Here is a 16,496-nt window from a genome sequence, read left to right on the forward strand (position 1 = left end):
TGATATTTTTTATTCTGTGGACCGTTTCATTTGTAGGAGGTTATGCCTCTTCGCAAAAGGTTTTTGAGATTAAACGAGGTATCAACCTGAGCCATTGGCTGTCGCAGCGGATTGAGAACGGCCTTTCCATACAGAAGGGAATGAACGAGACGGATTTTAACCGGATTGCCCGGGCTGGATTCGACCATGTACGCTTGCCGATTGATGAAGAAGTGTTGTGGCATGAAAACGGTGAAAAGGACAAAGAGGCGTTTTCTTATCTGCATAAAGGTATCCAGTGGGCACTGCAGAACGATTTGAAGGTGATTGTAGACCTGCATATTGTGCGTTCGCATTATTTCAATGCCGGTCATGACGGCAAGAAGAACCTTTTGTGGGAAAGTGCGGAAGCCCAGGACCATTTTCTTCAGCTTTGGCAGGAACTGGTACAGGAACTGAAAGAATATCCTACTTCCGAGGTGGCTTATGAGATTATGAATGAGCCTACCGCTCCCAATCATGAGGACTGGAACAAGCTGGTAGAGAAAGCGTATCAGGTGATTCGAAAGGAGGAAAAGGAAAGAGTCTTGGTCATCGGTTCCAATATGTGGCAGGGGGTGTACACTTTCCCGTTTCTGAAAGTGCCCAAGGGCGATGGGAATATCTTGTTGAGCTGCCATTTCTATGAGCCGTTCTTGTTGAGCCATTATCGGGCCAGTTGGACGGAATTTGGCAACTACCAGGGTCCCGTGTATTATCCGGGAGAATTGGTTACCAAGCAAGAGTTTGAGGCGTTGTCTGAAGCTGACCAGAAATTAACGAAACGTTTCCGTGGAATGGTCTGGGACAAGGCGATGCTGGCTGCTTACCTGTCAAAGGCAAAGCAGGTGGCTGATGAAAAAGGCTTGAATCTGTATTGCGGTGAATTCGGTGTGTATGAGAAAGCGCCCAAGGCCGATGCTTTGAGATGGTTCAAGGATGTGATTTCCGTATTTGACAGTCTGCATATCGCCTGGTCTATATGGGATTACAAAGATAGCTTTGGTGCGTTCACTCCGCAGGGACTTCCTAAGAAAGAATTGATGCATACCTTGATGTCGGGTAGCGGCAAGAAGATTGAAGTGGGAGGTATGCCTCTCTATCTGGATGTTCGGAAACCGTTGGAACTTCGTGTGAAAGATGCTTTGAGTCGAATGACGTTGGAAGAGAAAACTCGTTTGAGCTACGCCGACGGACGATTCAGTACACCGGGATGTGCCCGTTTGGGCATTCCGGGGCTGATGTACTCTGACGGCCCTCATGGAGTACGTGCAGAAATTTGTTGGAACAGCTGGGATTATGCCGGTTGGACCAACGACAGCTGTACTGCTTTTCCGGCGCTGACTTGTCTGGCTTCTACCTGGAATCCTTCTTTGTCGAAGAAATATGGATTGGCTATCGGAGAAGAAGCTCGTTTTCGTCATAAAAATGTGTTGTTGGGTCCGGGTGTGAATATTTACCGGACTCCGCTGAACGGACGCAACTTTGAATACATGGGCGAAGATCCTTTTCTGGCCGCCCGTATGTGTGTGCCTTATATCCAGGGAGTACAGGAGAACGGAGTGGCCGCCTGTGTGAAACATTATGCTTTGAACAATCAGGAGCACTGGCGGAATCACATTGATGTGCAGGTCAGTGACCGGGCCTTGTATGAGATTTACCTTCCGGCCTTTAAGGCAGCAGTGGAAGAAGGGAAAGTCTGGAGCATCATGGGGGCCTACAACAAGGTGAGAGGTACACATGCTGCACATAACAAGTTGTTGAACAACGATATCCTGAAGGGAGAATGGAAGTTCGACGGCTGTGTGGTAACCGACTGGGGAGCTGCTCACGACACGTATGAGGCTGCGATGAACGGACTGGACCTTGAACTGGGGACCTTTACCAATGGATTGACTTCCAATTCCGATCAGGGATATGACAACTATTATTTAGGTAGTGCCTATCTTCGGATGGTCAAGGAAGGTAAGGTACCCATGAGTGTAGTCGATGACAAGGCTTCCCGGGTGTTGCGACTGATTTTCCGTACAGCCATGAACGCAGACGGTCAATTTGGCGCCATGTCCAATGATTCCCATTATGAGACCGCCTACCAGGTGGCTACGGAGGGGGTAGTATTATTGAAGAATCAGTCCGTATTTAAAGGAGAATCTTTATTACCTTTGAAGCAGGGAAAGTATAAACACATTCTGGTGGTGGGTGACAACGCCGTTCGGAACCTGATGGCAGGAGGCGGTTCTTCAGAATTGAAACCGAAGATGGTGATTACTCCGCTGGAGGCCTTGGTGAAAGAGTTGGGTAGTGATTGTGTGACTTTCTCTCAAGGATACATGGCCGGCCGGCCGATGTTCGACCGCGCAGATGTGATTCCTCAGTCGGTTGCCGATTCGCTTTACAATGCCGCCATTGAAGAAGCTCGTAAAGCCGATTTGGTCATCTTTATGGGAGGTCTAAACAAGAACTACCAGCAGGATTGTGAAGGAGAAGACCGTCGCGCCTACGAATTGCCTTATGGACAAGATCGTTTGATTGAAGGGCTGTTGAAAGCCAACAAGAAGCTCGTAGTGGTATTGACCAGCGGAAATGCAGTAGCCATGCCTTGGTTGAAGGAGGTACCCTCATTGGTACAGTCTTGGTATCTGGGCTCTATTGGTGGTAAGGCACTTGCCGATGTGCTGTTGGGCGAGGTGACTCCGAGTGGAAAGCTGCCGTTCTCTTATCCGGCCAAGCTGGAAGATTGTCCGGCACATTATTATGGAGAACTCAGTTATCCGGGCGACAGCATCCGTCAGGAATACAAGGAAGACATCCTGGTGGGCTATCGCTGGTATGATACGAAACATATCCAGCCGCTGTTTCCGTTTGGGTATGGCTTGAGTTATACGCAGTTTGAATATGGTAAACCGGTCATTTCTGCCCGTGAGATGAAAGGTGATGACGTATTAGAAATCCGATGCAACGTGAAGAACGTGGGAAGTGTGGCTGGAAAGGAAATCGTACAGCTGTATATCGGGGATGAAAAATGTCGTGTACTGCGTCCGGTGAAAGAGTTGAAAGATTTCTATAAAGTCGCTCTTCAGCCCGGTGAGGAAAGAGAGGTTGTATTTACCGTGGACAAAGAGGATTTGATGTTCTTCGATGACCAGCTCCATGATTGGGTGGCTGAACCGGGTAAGTTTAAAGCGTACATCGGAAGTTCTTCCAAAGATATCAAGGGAGTGGTAGAGTTTGAACTGAAATAAGACGAGACCTTTTGAAAAACAAGAAACTAAAACTTTAGATGCCATGAATTTACTAAGAAATGTGATTTTAGCCTCAGTGATTGGCACTGGGATGTGTATGGCAGACAACGTACACAGCATAAAGCCGGCCATTCCGGTAGATAAAACCATTGAAGCCAATATTCAGAAATGGCTGGATAAAATGACTTTGGAAGAAAAAATCGGTCAGATGTGTGAGATTACGGTGGATGTCATCACTGATTTTGAGGCCACCCAGAAAAATGGCTTTACACTCAGCGAGGCGCAGCTGGATACGGTGATTGGCAAATATAAAGTCGGGTCTATTCTGAATGTACCTTTGAGCGTAGCACAGAAGAAGGAGACTTGGGCGAAGATGATTAAACGCATACAGGAAGTTTCCATGAAAGAAATCGGTATACCGTGCATCTATGGCGTAGACCAGATTCATGGTACGACCTACACGCTGGAGGGTACCTTGTTTCCGCAGGGAATCAATATGGGGGCTTCTTTCAACCGGGAATTGACCCGGAAAGGTGCGGAGATTTCGGCGTATGAAACCAAGGCCGGCTGTATTCCTTGGACGTATGCACCGGTGGTGGATTTGGGGCGCGATCCACGTTGGCCCAGAATGTGGGAGAATTACGGAGAAGACTGTTATGTGAATGCCGAGATGGGAAAGGCTGCCGTAGAAGGGTTTCAGGGTACGGACCCGAACCACATCGGAGAGTATCAGGTGGCTGCCTGCCTGAAGCATTACATGGGTTATGGAGTACCGGTATCCGGAAAAGACCGTACGCCGTCTTCCATTTCTCGCAGTGACATGCGGGAAAAGCATTTTGCTCCTTTCCTAGCGGCCATTCGTCAAGGGGCCTTGAGTGTGATGGTCAATTCGGGGGTGGACAATGGTATGCCTTTCCACGCCAACCGTGAGTTGCTGACCGAGTGGTTGAAAGAAGGATTGAACTGGGATGGGATGATTGTAACCGACTGGGCCGACATCAATAATCTCTGCACCCGCGACCACATTGCGGCTACCAAGAAAGAGGCTATCAAGATTGCCATCAATGCCGGGATTGACATGTCGATGGTGCCTTATGAGGTGAGCTTCTGTACGTATTTGAAAGAACTGGTGGAAGAAGGGGAAGTACCGATGAGCCGAATCAATGATGCGGTGGCGCGTGTGCTGCGTTTAAAGTATCGGTTGGGTTTGTTTGACCATCCTTACTGGGACATCAAGAAATTCGATAAGTTTGGTTCTGCGGAATTTGCCAAGGTAGCGCTTCAGGCGGCAGAAGAATCGGAAGTCTTGTTGAAGAACGAACAGAATGTATTGCCTGTGAAAGTGGGTAAGAAGATTCTGCTGACAGGTCCTAATGCCAACTCCATGCGTTGCCTGAATGGAGGCTGGTCGTATAGTTGGCAGGGTAACAAAGCTGATGAGTGTGCTGGTGCCTATAATACCATTTATGAGGCTTTGTGCCACAAGTATGGGAAAGCGAATGTGGTGTACGAACCGGGAGTGACTTATGCAAGCTCTGACCCGAAGGCCGTGACGAACCAGAACGACAACTGGTGGGCAGAGAATGAACCGGAGATTGAGAAAGCCGTAGCGGCTGCCGCCAATGTGGATGTCATCGTGGCTTGCATCGGCGAGAATTCGTATTGCGAAACACCGGGAAACCTGACGGATTTGACGCTTTCTGCCAACCAGCGAAATCTGGTGAAAGCACTTGCCAAGACGGGTAAACCGATTGTGCTGGTTCTGAATCAGGGACGTCCGCGTATCATTAATGACATCGAACCTTTGGCTCAGGGAGTGATCAATGTGATGCTGCCGAGCAACTATGGAGCCGATGCATTGGCCAACCTGATGGCGGGAGATGCCAACTTCAGTGCAAAGATGCCTTTCACTTATCCGAAGTATATCAATGCCATCGCTACTTATGACTATAAGCCTTGTGAAAACATGGGACAGATGGGAGGAAACTATAATTATGATTCCGTGATGGATGTACAATGGCCGTTTGGATTCGGATTAAGCTATACGACGTTTACATACAGTAACCTGAAGGTGGACAAGACTTCCTTTACGGCAGACGACGAGCTGACTGTTTCTGTGGATGTCACGAACTCTGGCAAGGTGGCTGGGAAAGAAGCGGTATTGTTATATTCCAAGGACTTGGTGGCGAGCAGTACTCCCGATAACCTCCGCTTGCGCAATTTTGAGAAAGTATCGCTGAATCCGGGCGAAACCAAGACCTTGACGATGAAAATAAAAGGCAGTGACTTGGCTTTTGTGGGTTATGACGGAAAATGGCGTCTTGAAAAAGGCGATTTTAAAATAAAATGTGGTAACTTGTGGGCAGATATTCATTGTGCTGAAACAAAGCTATGGGAAACTGCTAATAAATAAATCTATGAGGTATGGTGTTTGGCTATTGGGCTTGGCTTTTCTGGGCTGTGCCCGTCCCGATTTTCGGGATTCGTCTTTGCCTTCCGACCAGCGTGCCGACCTGCTTTTGCAGGAGCTGACGTTGGAAGAAAAGGTCTCTTTGATGATGGACACATCGAAGCCAGTAGAACGGCTGGGTATAAAACCGTATAACTGGTGGAATGAAGCGCTGCATGGGGTGGCCCGTGCCGGACTGGCTACGGTCTTTCCGCAGCCGATAGGCATGGCAGCATCTTTTGACGATTCTTTGGTGTATAAGGTATTTACGGCGGTGTCGGATGAGGCGCGGGCGAAAAATACTTATTACGTGCAACATGACAGTTACAAGAGATACCAGGGACTGACAATGTGGACGCCGACGGTAAACATTTACCGTGACCCGCGTTGGGGAAGAGGGATTGAAACCTACGGCGAAGACCCTTTTCTGACAAGTAAGATGGGGGTAATGGTGGTCAAAGGTTTGCAGGGAGAAACCGACGGGAAGTACGACAAGCTGTATGCCTGTGCCAAACACTTTGCGGTACACTCGGGTCCGGAGTGGAACCGCCACTCTTTTGACGTGGAAGACTTGCCCCTTCGGGATTTGTATGAGACTTATTTGCCGGCTTTCAAGGCCCTGGTACAAGATGCCGGGGTAAAGGAGGTGATGTGTGCGTACAACCGTTTTGAAGGGGAGCCTTGTTGTGGCAGCAACCGGCTGCTGACGCAGATTCTGCGGGAAGAGTGGGGATTCGACGGCATCATTTTGAGTGACTGCTGGGCCATCAATGATTTTTTTGATGAGAAAGGACATCGCACGCACAAGGACGCACCTTCGGCTGCTTCAGCGGCCGTACTGAGTGGTACGGACCTGGAATGTGGCTCTACGTATGAATCGCTGGTAGAAGCCGCCCGGAAAAAACAGATTGACGAGAAGGTCATCGACAAGTCGGTCAAGCGGTTGCTGAAGGCCCGTTTCGACTTGGGTGAGATGGATGATCCGGATAAAGTGTCATGGACCAAGATTCCTTTCTCGGTCGTAGCTTCTGCAGCGCACGATTCACTGGCGCTGCGGATGGCGCGGGAATCCATGACGTTGTTGCTGAACAAGCACCGGGTGCTTCCGTTGAAGCGCGGTGGACTGACTGTGGCGGTCATGGGACCGAATGCCAAAGACTCGGTCATGATGTGGGGAAATTACAACGGAGTACCTTCTCATACGGTGACCATTCTGGAGGGGATTCGGTCGGCACTTGGAAAAGATGATAAACTGATTTATGAACAGGGTTGTCCGTGGGTCGGCGATGAATTGCTGGAAAGTGTGTTCAGTGAGTGCCAGTCGGAAGGGCGGCCGGGTTTCACGGCGCGTTATTGGAACAATGTGAACCACGAAGGTAAGGTAGATGTAAAGACGAGGGTGATGACACCGTTCAATTTCTGTACGTCGGGAGCTACGGTGTTTGCACCGGGTGTGAACCTGACGGATTTTTCGGCTACGTATAATGCCACGTATGTGCCCAAGGCATCAGGAGAGATTGTGCTGGATGTGTATAGTTATGGCAAGGGCAGATTGCTGGTCAACCGGAAGGAGGTGATGAAGTATCATAATGTGCACGGAGGCAACAAGCAGTCTTGTACGCTGCAGGTAGAAGCCGGAAAGAAATACGACATCGAACTTCAGTTTGAATACCTGCAAAGTGATGCGCAGTTGAACTTCGACCTGGGCTTTAAGCGGAAAGTGGATGTAGCCCGGTCGGTTCAGGCCGTCCAGAATGCCGATGTGGTAGTCTTTGTGGGAGGTATTTCCCCGAGTCTGGAAGGCGAAGAGATGGGCGTGGATTTGCCGGGCTTCCGGAAGGGAGACCGTACTAGCATCGAATTGCCGGAAGTGCAGCGGGAATTGCTGGCAGCCTTGCACCGGGCCGGAAAGAAGGTGGTGTTGGTGAACTGTTCCGGCTCGCCCATCGGACTGGTGCCGGAAACGGAGACGTGTGAGGCCATCTTGCAGGCATGGTATCCGGGGCAGCAGGGCGGTAAGGCCGTGGCCGAAGTGTTGTTTGGAGATTACAATCCAGCCGGACGCTTGCCGGTCACTTTCTACCGGAATACGGAGCAGTTGCCCGATTTTGAGGATTACAATATGAAGGGACGTACCTATCGTTTCATGACGGAAAAACCGCTTTTCCCCTTTGGGTATGGGTTGAGCTATACTACCTTTAAGTATGGCACGGCTACTTTCAATGCACAGACGATAGGCAGTGACGACAATCTGACGGTGACTGTACCGGTTTCGAATGTCGGTAGTCGCGACGGGGAAGAAGTAGTACAGGTTTATCTGAATAAGGTGGGCGACGAAGGAGGTCCGGTGAAGACCTTGCGAGCCTTCAAACGGGTGTTTGTTCCGGCTGGAAAGACTGCAAATGTGCGTATTACCTTGTCAAAGAAAGACCTGGAGTGGTGGAATGAAACGACTCACAGCATCCAGTTCTGCCCGGGTGAATATCAGGTATGGATTGGAAGCAGTTCCGATGAAAAGGACCTGAGCAAGTATGCGATTACGTTGAAGTGAGGAATTCCCGATAAATACAATGCAGGGCGGTGTCCGGTTTGCCAGACGCCGCCTTCTTTTTTGCAGAACGAAAGGCTCAGAGAATCAGTTCATAATCCACGATTCCCAGCCATTTGCCGAATTTGCGGCCCACTTCCCGGAAGCTGGACACCTTTTCAAAGCCCAGTTTCTCGTGCAGGGCATAGCTGGCCTCGTTGCCTTCGGTGATGCAGGCAATCAAGGCATGCAGTCCGCAGCGACGGCATTCTTCTATCAGGTGTTGCATCAATTCGGTACCCAGTCCCTTTCCCGTAGAGGAAGGTGCCAGGTAAATGGTGGTCTCCACACTCTGGTTGTAAGCCGCCTTCTCTTTCCATCCATGTACGTAGCAGTAACCGGCAATCTGTCCTTCCACCTCGTACACGAAATAGGGGTATTGGCTACTGATGGTCTGGATGCGGGTCCACATCTCTTCTTCGCTCACCGGTTCCAGTTCAAAGGTGATGGTGGTGTGTGTGATGTAATGGTTGTAGATGGCGGTAATGGCCGGAGCATCTTCTTTGCATACTTTCCGAATCATAATTTAAAGAATCAATCCTAGTGTAAGTAATAATCCAAAAATGAGCATGTTGCGTGAAGTCTCTCCCAAGATGCCGTTCAGGGCTTTCCCGCGGTAGATACGGGCCATGTGCTGGGTGGTCAGGATGTGCGGAATGAGGTACAGCTGCGGAAGCAGTACGGCATAGATTTTTCCGATACGCAGGAAATAGAAGCAGCACCAGCAGGCCGCCAGTCCCAGCAGGAAATACAGAATCAGTCCGGCTTTGGCACCCAACCGCACTACCAGCGTTTTCTTCCCGCTCACTGCATCCTGTTCCCTGTCGCGGAAATTATTAATCATCAGCAGGGTGTCGATGAGAAGCCCACAGGCCAGTGAGGTGAGAGTGACCGCCGTGTTCCAGTCGTGTGCCATGACATAGTAGGTACATCCCACGGGCACGAAGCCGAAGAAGACGAGCACCATCAGGTCGCCCCATCCGTGGTAAGCCAGCGGATACGGTCCGGCGGTATAGAGGAAGGCAAAAATCATGCAGGCAATGCCGACCGGAATCATTTCCAGTCCCCCGTAGTAAAGCAGGCAAAGTCCGGTGATTCCTGCCAGCAGGGTGGTACAGACTATGCCGGCCTTCATGGCCTGCGGACTGATCCATCCTTGGGCACAGGCACGTTCCGGTCCGAGACGGTCTTCGCGGTCGCTGCCTTTCAGAAAGTCGAACAGGTCGTTGATGAAGTTGGCGTCAATCTGCATCAGGAAGGCAAACAGAAAGCACAGCAAGGCCGGTACCAGCTGGAAGTGGCCGTAAATAAAGGCCAAGGCACAGCCAAGCATGACGGGGATGGCGGCTCCGGTCAAGGTCTTCGGACGGGCGGCCAGCAGCCACGCTTTAATAGAATTGGTTTTGACGTATGTCATGAAATCTGGATTTTTAGTTTTTCGTCCGGCAAAGTTAGGCATTTTTTTACGACCTTTGTCACGACCGGAAAGTTATATGTAGTTCAAAATGATGAAACGACTGAATTTGCTGGCAGGTAGCTTGCTGCTGATGAGCTTTCTGCTTTCCTCTTGTGCCACGGCGTCCTTTTCCAAGTATAAGGGAGTGGGACGTGTGAAACGGTATGATTTTTACAGTGCCCAGTTGCCCGACTCCTTCGACGGTTTCCGGGTAGCCTTTGCCTCCGACTTTCATTTCGAGAGCCGGTTTACCGCCCGTCGGTTGCCTGGTATGTGCCGGGCCCTCCGTTCGCTGGATGCGGACGTGCTGCTGTTGGGCGGCGATTACCGTGGACGCAACGGAGGAGATGTGACACAGCTTTTCCAGGCCTTGAAGACCGTGGAGACACCCTGTGGCACGTATGCCGTGATGGGCAACCACGAGCGCGGAGCGGCCGATTCGCTGGCACGGAAGGCCATGCGGGAGACAGGCGTGCGTTTGTTGGAGCACCGGGTGGATACCTTGTGGCGGGGAAAGGAATATATCTTGCTGTGCGGCATCCGTAATCCGTTCGATTTGAAGCAGAACGGGGTGTCGCCTACCTTGGCCTTGCGGGAAGAAGATTTTGTGTTGATGCTGGTGCACACCCCCGATTACGTGGAAGATGTGGATGTATCGCACACCGACCTGGCCCTGGCGGGACATACCCACGGAGGGCAGGTCAGCCTGTTCCGCCGGTGGACGCCGGCACATTTCTCCAAATACGGCAATCGTTTCCTGACGGGATTGAAACACAACCGTGCGGGCATTCCGGTGATTATTACTAACGGACTGGGTACGTCGCGCAAGGATGTGCGCCTCTTCACCCCGAGCGAGGTGGTGCTAGTGGTGTTACACAAAAAGAAATGATTAGCGGTAGAGCCCTTTTTCCTGAATGATTCTGAACACTTCCGGATGCAGGAAATAGCGCAGGTCTTTCCCTTCGCGGATACCCTGGCGGATGAAGGTCGAACTGATTTCGAGGAGGGGAGTCTGTACCACCCGGACATGAGGAGGAAGAGGAGTTGCATCCTCTAAGGGATAACCCCGACGCGGATAGACCAGAATGTGGTGACGGCGGATGATTTCCTCGGGCGACCGCCAACGGTCGAAAGCCTGCCAGTTGTCGGCTCCGATAATCAAGTGAAATTCCCGGTCGGGATAGCTCTCGGCCAGTTTGTCGAGGGTATGGATGGTGTACGAAGGGCGGGGTAATTGGAATTCAAAATCGGAAGCCCGGAAACGGGGATATCCGGCCACGGCGGCTTCTACCATTTCCAGTCGGAGATGGTCATCAAGCAGCGTCTCGTTCTGCTTGAACGGATTTTGAGGGGTGACCAGGAACCAGACTTCCTCCAGTCCTCCGTATTCACACAGGTAATTGGCCAGTGCCAGATGTCCTATGTGAATCGGGTTGAAGGAGCCTCCGAAAAGTCCGGTTTTTATCTGAGACTTTTCTTCCATTGGATATAGTTGAGAATCTGCCATATAGCCACCAGCAACATGGCGACGGCAATGATGTATTCTTCTTTGGCTACGGCCACTACGCCTACGGCAATGGCGGCCAGTCCGATGACGATGCAGAGCAGCGTCATCCAGCGCAGAACTTTTTTAGGATTTTTCGGCATAGTCGGATGGATTTAGTGTTGGAGAAAATGGCGGATGGTCTGCAAGGCTTCCGCTTTGGCCTTTTCCAAGTCGTCGTTGACAATCACCACGTCGAACTTATCGGCATAGTCCAGTTCGAAGGTGGCTTTTGCCAGACGGCTCTCGATGACTTCGGGCGCATCCGTACCTCGACCTGTCAGTCGCTTGCGGAGTTCCTCGATAGAAGGCGGCTGGATGAAGACCGACAAGGCCCGGTCGCCATAGAATTTCTTGATGTTGCATCCGCCCACCACGTCGACGTCGAAAATCACGTTCTGTCCGGCAGCGAGCTGCTTTTCCACCTGTGCCTTCAGGGTGCCGTAGAAACGGTCCTTGTACACTTCCTCGTATTCCAGAAACTCGTTATTGGCAATGCGCTGCTTGAATTCTTCCGGAGTCAGGAAGAAATATTCCACGCCGTTCTGTTCTGTGCCACGGGGAGCGCGGCTGGTGGCCGAGATGGAAAATGCCAGGTTCAGGTTCTGTGTCAGCAAGTAATTGATGATGGTGGACTTGCCGGAGCCGGAAGGGGCTGAAAAGATGATAAGTTTTCCTGCCATATTTTTTTACATTACGTTCAACACTTGTTCCTTGATTTGTTCCAGTTCGTCTTTCATCTGCACCACGAGGTTCTGCATCTCGGCATGGTTCGACTTGCTGCCGGTGGTGTTGATTTCGCGGCCCATTTCCTGTGCGATGAAGCCCAGCTTCTTGCCTTGTCCGTGTCCGCCCGCCATGGTTTCGCGGAAATATTTCAGGTGGTTGGCCAGACGCTGTTTTTCTTCGTTGATGTCCAGTTTCTCGATGTAGTAAATCAGTTCCTGTTCCAGACGGTTCTTGTCGTAATCAATGCTCAGGGTCTTTTCCAGCGCGTCGGTGATGCGTTCCCGGATTTTGGTCACACGTTCTTTCTCGTACGGTTCGATGGACTTCAGCAGCCGTTCGATGTTGTTCAGCTTTTCCGTGAATTTCTTTTCGAGGGCGGCGCCTTCCTGTTTGCGGAAATCCACCAGGTGCTGCAAAGCCTCTTCGATGGTCTGTTTGGCCACGGTCCATTCCTCATCCGACAGTTCCTGCACGTCCACGCGCGTCAGCACGTCGGGCATGCGCAGCAGGGTGGCGAACCAGTCTTCCGGCAACGGAATGTGGCAGGTTTCAGAAATGGTTTTTATCTGGTTGTAATAGTTTTCTACGAGAGCGGTATTGATGGGAGTGGCCGATTCGGCGGCGTCTTTTTCCACCCATATACAGAAATCCACTTTCCCGCGTTCCAGGGTCTGCGTAATCAGGTTGCGGATTTCCATTTCTTTTTCACGATACAATGGAGCGATGCGTGTGGACAAGTCCATTGCTTTGCTGTTCAACGATTTGATTTCTACGTTGATTTTTTTGTCTCCGAAGGCGGTGGTTGCTTTGCCGTATCCGGTCATTGACTGTATCATAACTCCTTTTGTTTTTTAATCATTTGAGTGCAAAGGTAGGAAAAATCTGCATAAAGCGTAAACGGCTGTGTAAAAAACGTATGAAATCGCTCTGCGACGGGTAGATAAAGCCTGATAACCCCGTGGAAATAAGTTTGTTTTTCCTTGTCTGTTTTTCCAGGGATACCTGCATTTTCTCTGTCCCACACTGTGAAATACAAAAACCACAGTGTGGGATACATATTTCACAGTGTGGAATACAAATCCCGCATTGTGGAACAGAGAATGTTTGGTGGCATTTGGAGGAATGTTTGCGGAAGTTTCCGGTTTTGCGAACCGGGAGATTGGAATTTATGCAGGTCGGTTGGTCTTTCGGAAAGGCTTTGTCACTTTCTGTTCCTTTTTTCGTGAGAGAGTGAGAAGAAAAGTGTATATTTGCAGACTAATATATAATTGTATTGAATTTAATTATGTCGTGCATTTTACATATTGAAACGTCGACGGAAGTCTGCTCGGTGGCAGTGAGCCAGGACGGGGCTTCCATTTTCTCGAAAGAAGATTTTAACGGCCCTTCGCATGCGACTGTGCTGGGAGTATTTGTAGATGAAGCCTTGTCGTTTGCCGACAGCCATGCCATTCCGGTGGATGCGGTAGCGGTGAGCTGTGGTCCGGGTTCCTATACGGGACTGCGTATCGGGGTTTCCATGGCGAAGGGAATCTGCTACGGACGGAACATTCCGCTGATTGGGCTTCCTACGCTGGAGGTGATGTGCGTGCCGGTACTGCTGGCTCACGACCTGCCGGAAGATGCCTTGCTTTGCCCGATGATTGATGCACGCCGGATGGAAGTGTATGCGGCGGTGTACAACCGTGCCCTGAAGGTACAGCGTGAAATCGGTGCAGACATCGTAGATGAAAATTCGTATGCCGAGTTCTTGGAAAAGCATCCGGTATATTTCTTTGGCAACGGGGCCGCTAAATGCAAGGAAAAACTGACGCATCCCAATGCGCATTTCCTGGAAAATATACATCCGCTGGCCAAATGGATGTTCCCGTTGGCTGAAAAGGCGATGGCTACACAGGATTTCAAGGATGTAGCTTATTTTGAACCTTTCTATCTCAAGGAATTTGTGGCCTCCAAGCCTAAAAAACTGTTGTAAGAGAACAGATGGAAAGTCGTAGAATGTGGAATAACTGATAATTTTATATGGAATATAATACCCAGCAGCGAAAATTACCACTTCCGGAATACGGAAGAAGTGTGCAGAACATGGTAGACCATGCCTTGACCATCGAGGATCGTGCGGAACGTCAACGGTGTGCCAATACCATCGTGAATATTATGGGAGGGATGTTTCCTCAATTGCGTGACATGGAAGATTTCCGCCGTAAGTTGTGGGATCATCTGGCTATCATGGCCGACTTTAAACTGGATATTGACTATCCGGTGGAAATCGTGAAGAAGGAAAGTCTGGAAGTGAAACCCGACCGGATTCCTTATTCGCCCAATGTGATTCGCTATCGCCATTATGGACGATTTATCCAGGATTTGATAAAAATTGCGGTAGATTATCCGGAAGGTGAAGAGAAAAAACAGTTGATTAAGTACATTGCCAACCACATGAAGAAAGATTACCTCAATTTTAACAAAGATGGGGTGGAAGACCAGAAAATTCTGGATGATTTGTGTGAACTGTCAGGCGGACGTATCAAACTGTCGGCCGATGAACTTCATCTGGTAGAGCAACGTACGGTAGGACCGCGTCGTCGGCAGATGAACAACAACCAGCAAAGAAAGAAATATTAATCAAAATCGGATACTATGGCTTCATTTGTAATCGAAGGAGGGCACAAACTGCAGGGGGAGATTGTGCCTCAGGGGGCTAAGAACGAAGTGCTGCAGGTGCTTTGTGCTACGTTGTTGACAGACGAGGAAGTGATTATCGGAAACATTCCGAATATTCTGGATGTCAATAACCTGATACAGCTGCTCCGTGATATGGGCGTAAAAGTAGCAAAAACAGGAAGTGATACGTTCTCTTTTCAGGCGGATAATTTGAATCTGGCTTACCTGGAAAGCGATGAGTTCTTGGGACGCTGCTCCAAACTGCGTGGCTCGGTCATGTTGGTCGGTCCTTTGATTGCCCGTTTTGGGAAAGCAATGATTTCCAAACCGGGAGGTGACAAGATTGGTCGCCGGCGTTTGGATACCCATTTCTTGGGTATTCAGAAACTGGGTGCTTCGTTTGATCACGATGCTGCGAAAGGTCGTTTTTGTATTACTGCTGACAAGCTGAAAGGTACGTATATGTTGCTGGATGAGGCATCTGTCACAGGTACGGCCAATATTATTATGGCGGCAGTGCTGGCCGAAGGAGTCACCACGATTTACAATGCGGCCTGTGAGCCTTATGTACAGCAGTTGTGCCGGATGTTGAACCGGATGGGTGCCAAAATCTCGGGCATCGCTTCCAATTTGCTGACCATTGAGGGTGTGAAGAGCCTGAAAGGTTGTGCGCATACGGTGTTGCCGGATATGATTGAGGTGGGAAGTTTTATTGGCATGGCGGCTATGACGGCCAGTGAAATCACGATCAAGAATGTGTCGTATGAAAATTTAGGAATCATTCCCGACAGTTTCCGTCGGCTGGGTATTCAGCTGGAGCAGCGGGGCGACGATATTTATGTGCCCGCACAGGAACACTATCAGATTGATTCGTTCATTGATGGCTCTATCATGACGATTGCCGACGCTCCATGGCCGGGACTGACTCCCGACTTGCTGAGTGTGATGCTGGTGGTAGCTACCCAGGCCAAAGGAAGTGTGCTGATTCACCAGAAAATGTTTGAAAGCCGCCTGTTCTTCGTGGATAAGCTGATTGACATGGGGGCGCAGATTATCTTGTGCGACCCACACCGCGCCGTGGTCATCGGTCATGACCGTAACTTCTGTCTGCGGGGAGGCAATATGACCTCTCCGGATATCCGTGCCGGCATTGCTTTGCTGATTGCGGCTTTGGGAGCGAAAGGTATCAGCCATATCCATAACATTGAACAGATAGACCGGGGATACCAACACATTGAACAGCGACTGAGTGCGCTGGGAGCACGTATCACCCGTATAGAATAAGGTATGATTAGAAAAGAGGAAGTTTTTAAGATAGGAATCATCAACAAGCCGCATGGGGTAAAAGGTGAAGTCTCGTTTACGTTTACCGACGACATCTTCGACCGGGTGGATTGTGAGTATCTGATTCTGTTGCTGGACGGGATTCTGGTCCCGTTCTTCATCGAGGAGTATCGTTTCCGCTCCGATAACGTGGCTCTGGTGAAATTCGAGGGAGTGGATACAGCGGAAAAGGCACGTAGTTTTACCAACGTGGAAGTGTATTTCCCGGTGAAGTACATGGATGAGCAAGATGAAATCACGTCGTGGAATTTCTTCGTCGGATTTAAGGTACACGATGTGCATCATGGTGATTTGGGTGAAGTAGTGGATGTGGATGATGCTACGATGAATGTCTTGTTTGTCATAGAGAAGGAGGGGGAAGAACTGCTTTTGCCTGCTCATGAAGAGTTTATACTCAACATTGACAGGGAACAGAAACTTTTGACGGTAGACATTCCCGACGGTTTATTGGACTAAAAAGCTTGTGG

The 16,496-nt window shown here is 50.0% G+C and carries 14 protein-coding genes and 1 pseudogene; 9 read left to right on the forward strand and 6 right to left on the reverse strand.

Annotated elements, in window-relative coordinates; translation table 11 throughout:
• Nucleotides 1-140 precede the first annotated feature (140 nt).
• The 4 genes and pseudogenes from OCV81_RS00590 to xyl3A form a co-directional block, all read left to right on the forward strand.
• Nucleotides 141-1,004 (forward strand): annotated as a pseudogene (locus OCV81_RS00590) (glycoside hydrolase family 5 protein); the annotation flags it as partial.
• A gap of 57 nt (nucleotides 1,005-1,061) precedes the next feature.
• Nucleotides 1,062-3,260 carry a glycoside hydrolase family 3 C-terminal domain-containing protein gene (locus tag OCV81_RS00595; RefSeq protein ID WP_262639866.1) on the forward strand — a complete coding sequence of 733 codons (2,199 nt, stop codon included), beginning with the start codon at nucleotides 1,062-1,064 and terminating at the stop codon, nucleotides 3,258-3,260.
• Nucleotides 3,261-3,351: 91 nt separating this feature from the next.
• Nucleotides 3,352-5,673: a beta-glucosidase family protein gene (locus OCV81_RS00600; RefSeq protein WP_394802505.1), complete on the forward strand. Its 2,322-nt coding sequence runs from the start codon at nucleotides 3,352-3,354 to the stop codon at nucleotides 5,671-5,673.
• A 4-nt stretch (nucleotides 5,674-5,677) separates the two neighbouring features.
• Nucleotides 5,678-8,260, forward strand: a complete 2,583-nt coding sequence (gene xyl3A, locus OCV81_RS00605) for a xylan 1,4-beta-xylosidase (protein ID WP_148327726.1) — start codon at nucleotides 5,678-5,680, stop codon at nucleotides 8,258-8,260.
• A gap of 76 nt (nucleotides 8,261-8,336) precedes the next feature.
• Here xyl3A and OCV81_RS00610 read toward each other — a convergent pair whose 3' ends face one another.
• Together OCV81_RS00610 and menA are read right to left on the reverse strand one after the other, a co-directional pair.
• Complete coding sequence (locus OCV81_RS00610; RefSeq protein WP_148327727.1) at nucleotides 8,337-8,819, reverse strand: GNAT family N-acetyltransferase; 483 nt, start codon at nucleotides 8,817-8,819, stop codon at nucleotides 8,337-8,339.
• Nucleotides 8,820-8,822: 3 nt separating this feature from the next.
• Nucleotides 8,823-9,713, reverse strand: a complete 891-nt coding sequence (gene menA / locus OCV81_RS00615; RefSeq protein WP_072541587.1) for a 1,4-dihydroxy-2-naphthoate octaprenyltransferase — start codon at nucleotides 9,711-9,713, stop codon at nucleotides 8,823-8,825.
• 91 nt (nucleotides 9,714-9,804) lie between these two features.
• Between menA and OCV81_RS00620 the strand changes: the two genes are divergently transcribed.
• Nucleotides 9,805-10,641, forward strand: a complete 837-nt coding sequence (locus tag OCV81_RS00620) for a metallophosphoesterase (protein WP_148327728.1) — start codon at nucleotides 9,805-9,807, stop codon at nucleotides 10,639-10,641.
• On the opposite strand, the gene nadD is transcribed toward OCV81_RS00620, so the two are convergent.
• From nadD to OCV81_RS00640, 4 genes are read right to left on the reverse strand one after another with little or no spacing between them, the layout of a single operon-like run.
• A complete protein-coding gene (gene nadD, locus OCV81_RS00625; RefSeq protein WP_148327729.1) occupies nucleotides 10,642-11,235 on the reverse strand; it encodes a nicotinate (nicotinamide) nucleotide adenylyltransferase in 594 nt (197 codons plus the stop codon).
• The gene (locus tag OCV81_RS00630) at nucleotides 11,214-11,399 is read right to left on the reverse strand and encodes a hypothetical protein (protein ID WP_072541589.1); all 186 of its coding nucleotides are present in this window, start codon (nucleotides 11,397-11,399) and stop codon (nucleotides 11,214-11,216) included. The genes nadD and OCV81_RS00630 overlap by 22 nt, the downstream gene beginning before the upstream one ends.
• Before the next feature lie 12 nt (nucleotides 11,400-11,411).
• Complete coding sequence (gene gmk / locus OCV81_RS00635; protein WP_148327730.1) at nucleotides 11,412-11,978, reverse strand: guanylate kinase; 567 nt, start codon at nucleotides 11,976-11,978, stop codon at nucleotides 11,412-11,414.
• Between the two features lie 6 nt (nucleotides 11,979-11,984).
• Nucleotides 11,985-12,860, reverse strand: a complete 876-nt coding sequence (locus tag OCV81_RS00640) for a YicC/YloC family endoribonuclease (RefSeq protein WP_148327731.1) — start codon at nucleotides 12,858-12,860, stop codon at nucleotides 11,985-11,987.
• Between the two features lie 449 nt (nucleotides 12,861-13,309).
• On the opposite strand from OCV81_RS00640, the gene tsaB reads away from it, so the two are divergent.
• The 4 genes from tsaB to rimM are packed head-to-tail and all read left to right on the forward strand — an operon-like array spanning nucleotide 13,310 to nucleotide 16,485.
• Nucleotides 13,310-13,999: a tRNA (adenosine(37)-N6)-threonylcarbamoyltransferase complex dimerization subunit type 1 TsaB gene (gene tsaB, locus OCV81_RS00645; RefSeq protein ID WP_022353918.1), complete on the forward strand. Its 690-nt coding sequence runs from the start codon at nucleotides 13,310-13,312 to the stop codon at nucleotides 13,997-13,999.
• A gap of 47 nt (nucleotides 14,000-14,046) precedes the next feature.
• On the forward strand, nucleotides 14,047-14,646 hold the full coding sequence (locus tag OCV81_RS00650; protein ID WP_148327732.1) for a DUF4290 domain-containing protein: 600 nt from the start codon (nucleotides 14,047-14,049) through the stop codon (nucleotides 14,644-14,646).
• A 15-nt stretch (nucleotides 14,647-14,661) separates the two neighbouring features.
• Entirely contained in the window at nucleotides 14,662-15,969 is a 1,308-nt protein-coding gene (murA, locus tag OCV81_RS00655) for a UDP-N-acetylglucosamine 1-carboxyvinyltransferase (RefSeq protein WP_148327733.1), read from the forward strand.
• 3 nt (nucleotides 15,970-15,972) lie between these two features.
• Nucleotides 15,973-16,485: a ribosome maturation factor RimM gene (gene rimM / locus OCV81_RS00660; RefSeq protein WP_022353921.1), complete on the forward strand. Its 513-nt coding sequence runs from the start codon at nucleotides 15,973-15,975 to the stop codon at nucleotides 16,483-16,485.
• Nucleotides 16,486-16,496: the final 11 nt, after the last annotated feature.

Origin of the sequence: Phocaeicola fibrisolvens (genome assembly GCF_025567125.1) — a bacterium.
Classification (GTDB): domain Bacteria; phylum Bacteroidota; class Bacteroidia; order Bacteroidales; family Bacteroidaceae; genus Phocaeicola; species Phocaeicola fibrisolvens.

Coding starts and splice junctions, on each gene's coding strand:
- OCV81_RS00595 (WP_262639866.1), top strand. CDS start 1,062: ATGCATACCTTGATGTCGGGTAGCGGCAAGAAGATTGAAGTGGGAGGT.
- OCV81_RS00600 (WP_394802505.1), top strand. CDS start 3,352: ATGTGTATGGCAGACAACGTACACAGCATAAAGCCGGCCATTCCGGTA.
- xyl3A (WP_148327726.1), top strand. CDS start 5,678: ATGAGGTATGGTGTTTGGCTATTGGGCTTGGCTTTTCTGGGCTGTGCC.
- OCV81_RS00610 (WP_148327727.1), bottom strand. CDS start 8,819: ATGATTCGGAAAGTATGCAAAGAAGATGCTCCGGCCATTACCGCCATC.
- menA (WP_072541587.1), bottom strand. CDS start 9,713: ATGACATACGTCAAAACCAATTCTATTAAAGCGTGGCTGCTGGCCGCC.
- OCV81_RS00620 (WP_148327728.1), top strand. CDS start 9,805: ATGAAACGACTGAATTTGCTGGCAGGTAGCTTGCTGCTGATGAGCTTT.
- nadD (WP_148327729.1), bottom strand. CDS start 11,235: ATGGAAGAAAAGTCTCAGATAAAAACCGGACTTTTCGGAGGCTCCTTC.
- OCV81_RS00630 (WP_072541589.1), bottom strand. CDS start 11,399: ATGCCGAAAAATCCTAAAAAAGTTCTGCGCTGGATGACGCTGCTCTGC.
- gmk (WP_148327730.1), bottom strand. CDS start 11,978: ATGGCAGGAAAACTTATCATCTTTTCAGCCCCTTCCGGCTCCGGCAAG.
- OCV81_RS00640 (WP_148327731.1), bottom strand. CDS start 12,860: ATGATACAGTCAATGACCGGATACGGCAAAGCAACCACCGCCTTCGGA.
- tsaB (WP_022353918.1), top strand. CDS start 13,310: ATGTCGTGCATTTTACATATTGAAACGTCGACGGAAGTCTGCTCGGTG.
- OCV81_RS00650 (WP_148327732.1), top strand. CDS start 14,047: ATGGAATATAATACCCAGCAGCGAAAATTACCACTTCCGGAATACGGA.
- murA (WP_148327733.1), top strand. CDS start 14,662: ATGGCTTCATTTGTAATCGAAGGAGGGCACAAACTGCAGGGGGAGATT.
- rimM (WP_022353921.1), top strand. CDS start 15,973: ATGATTAGAAAAGAGGAAGTTTTTAAGATAGGAATCATCAACAAGCCG.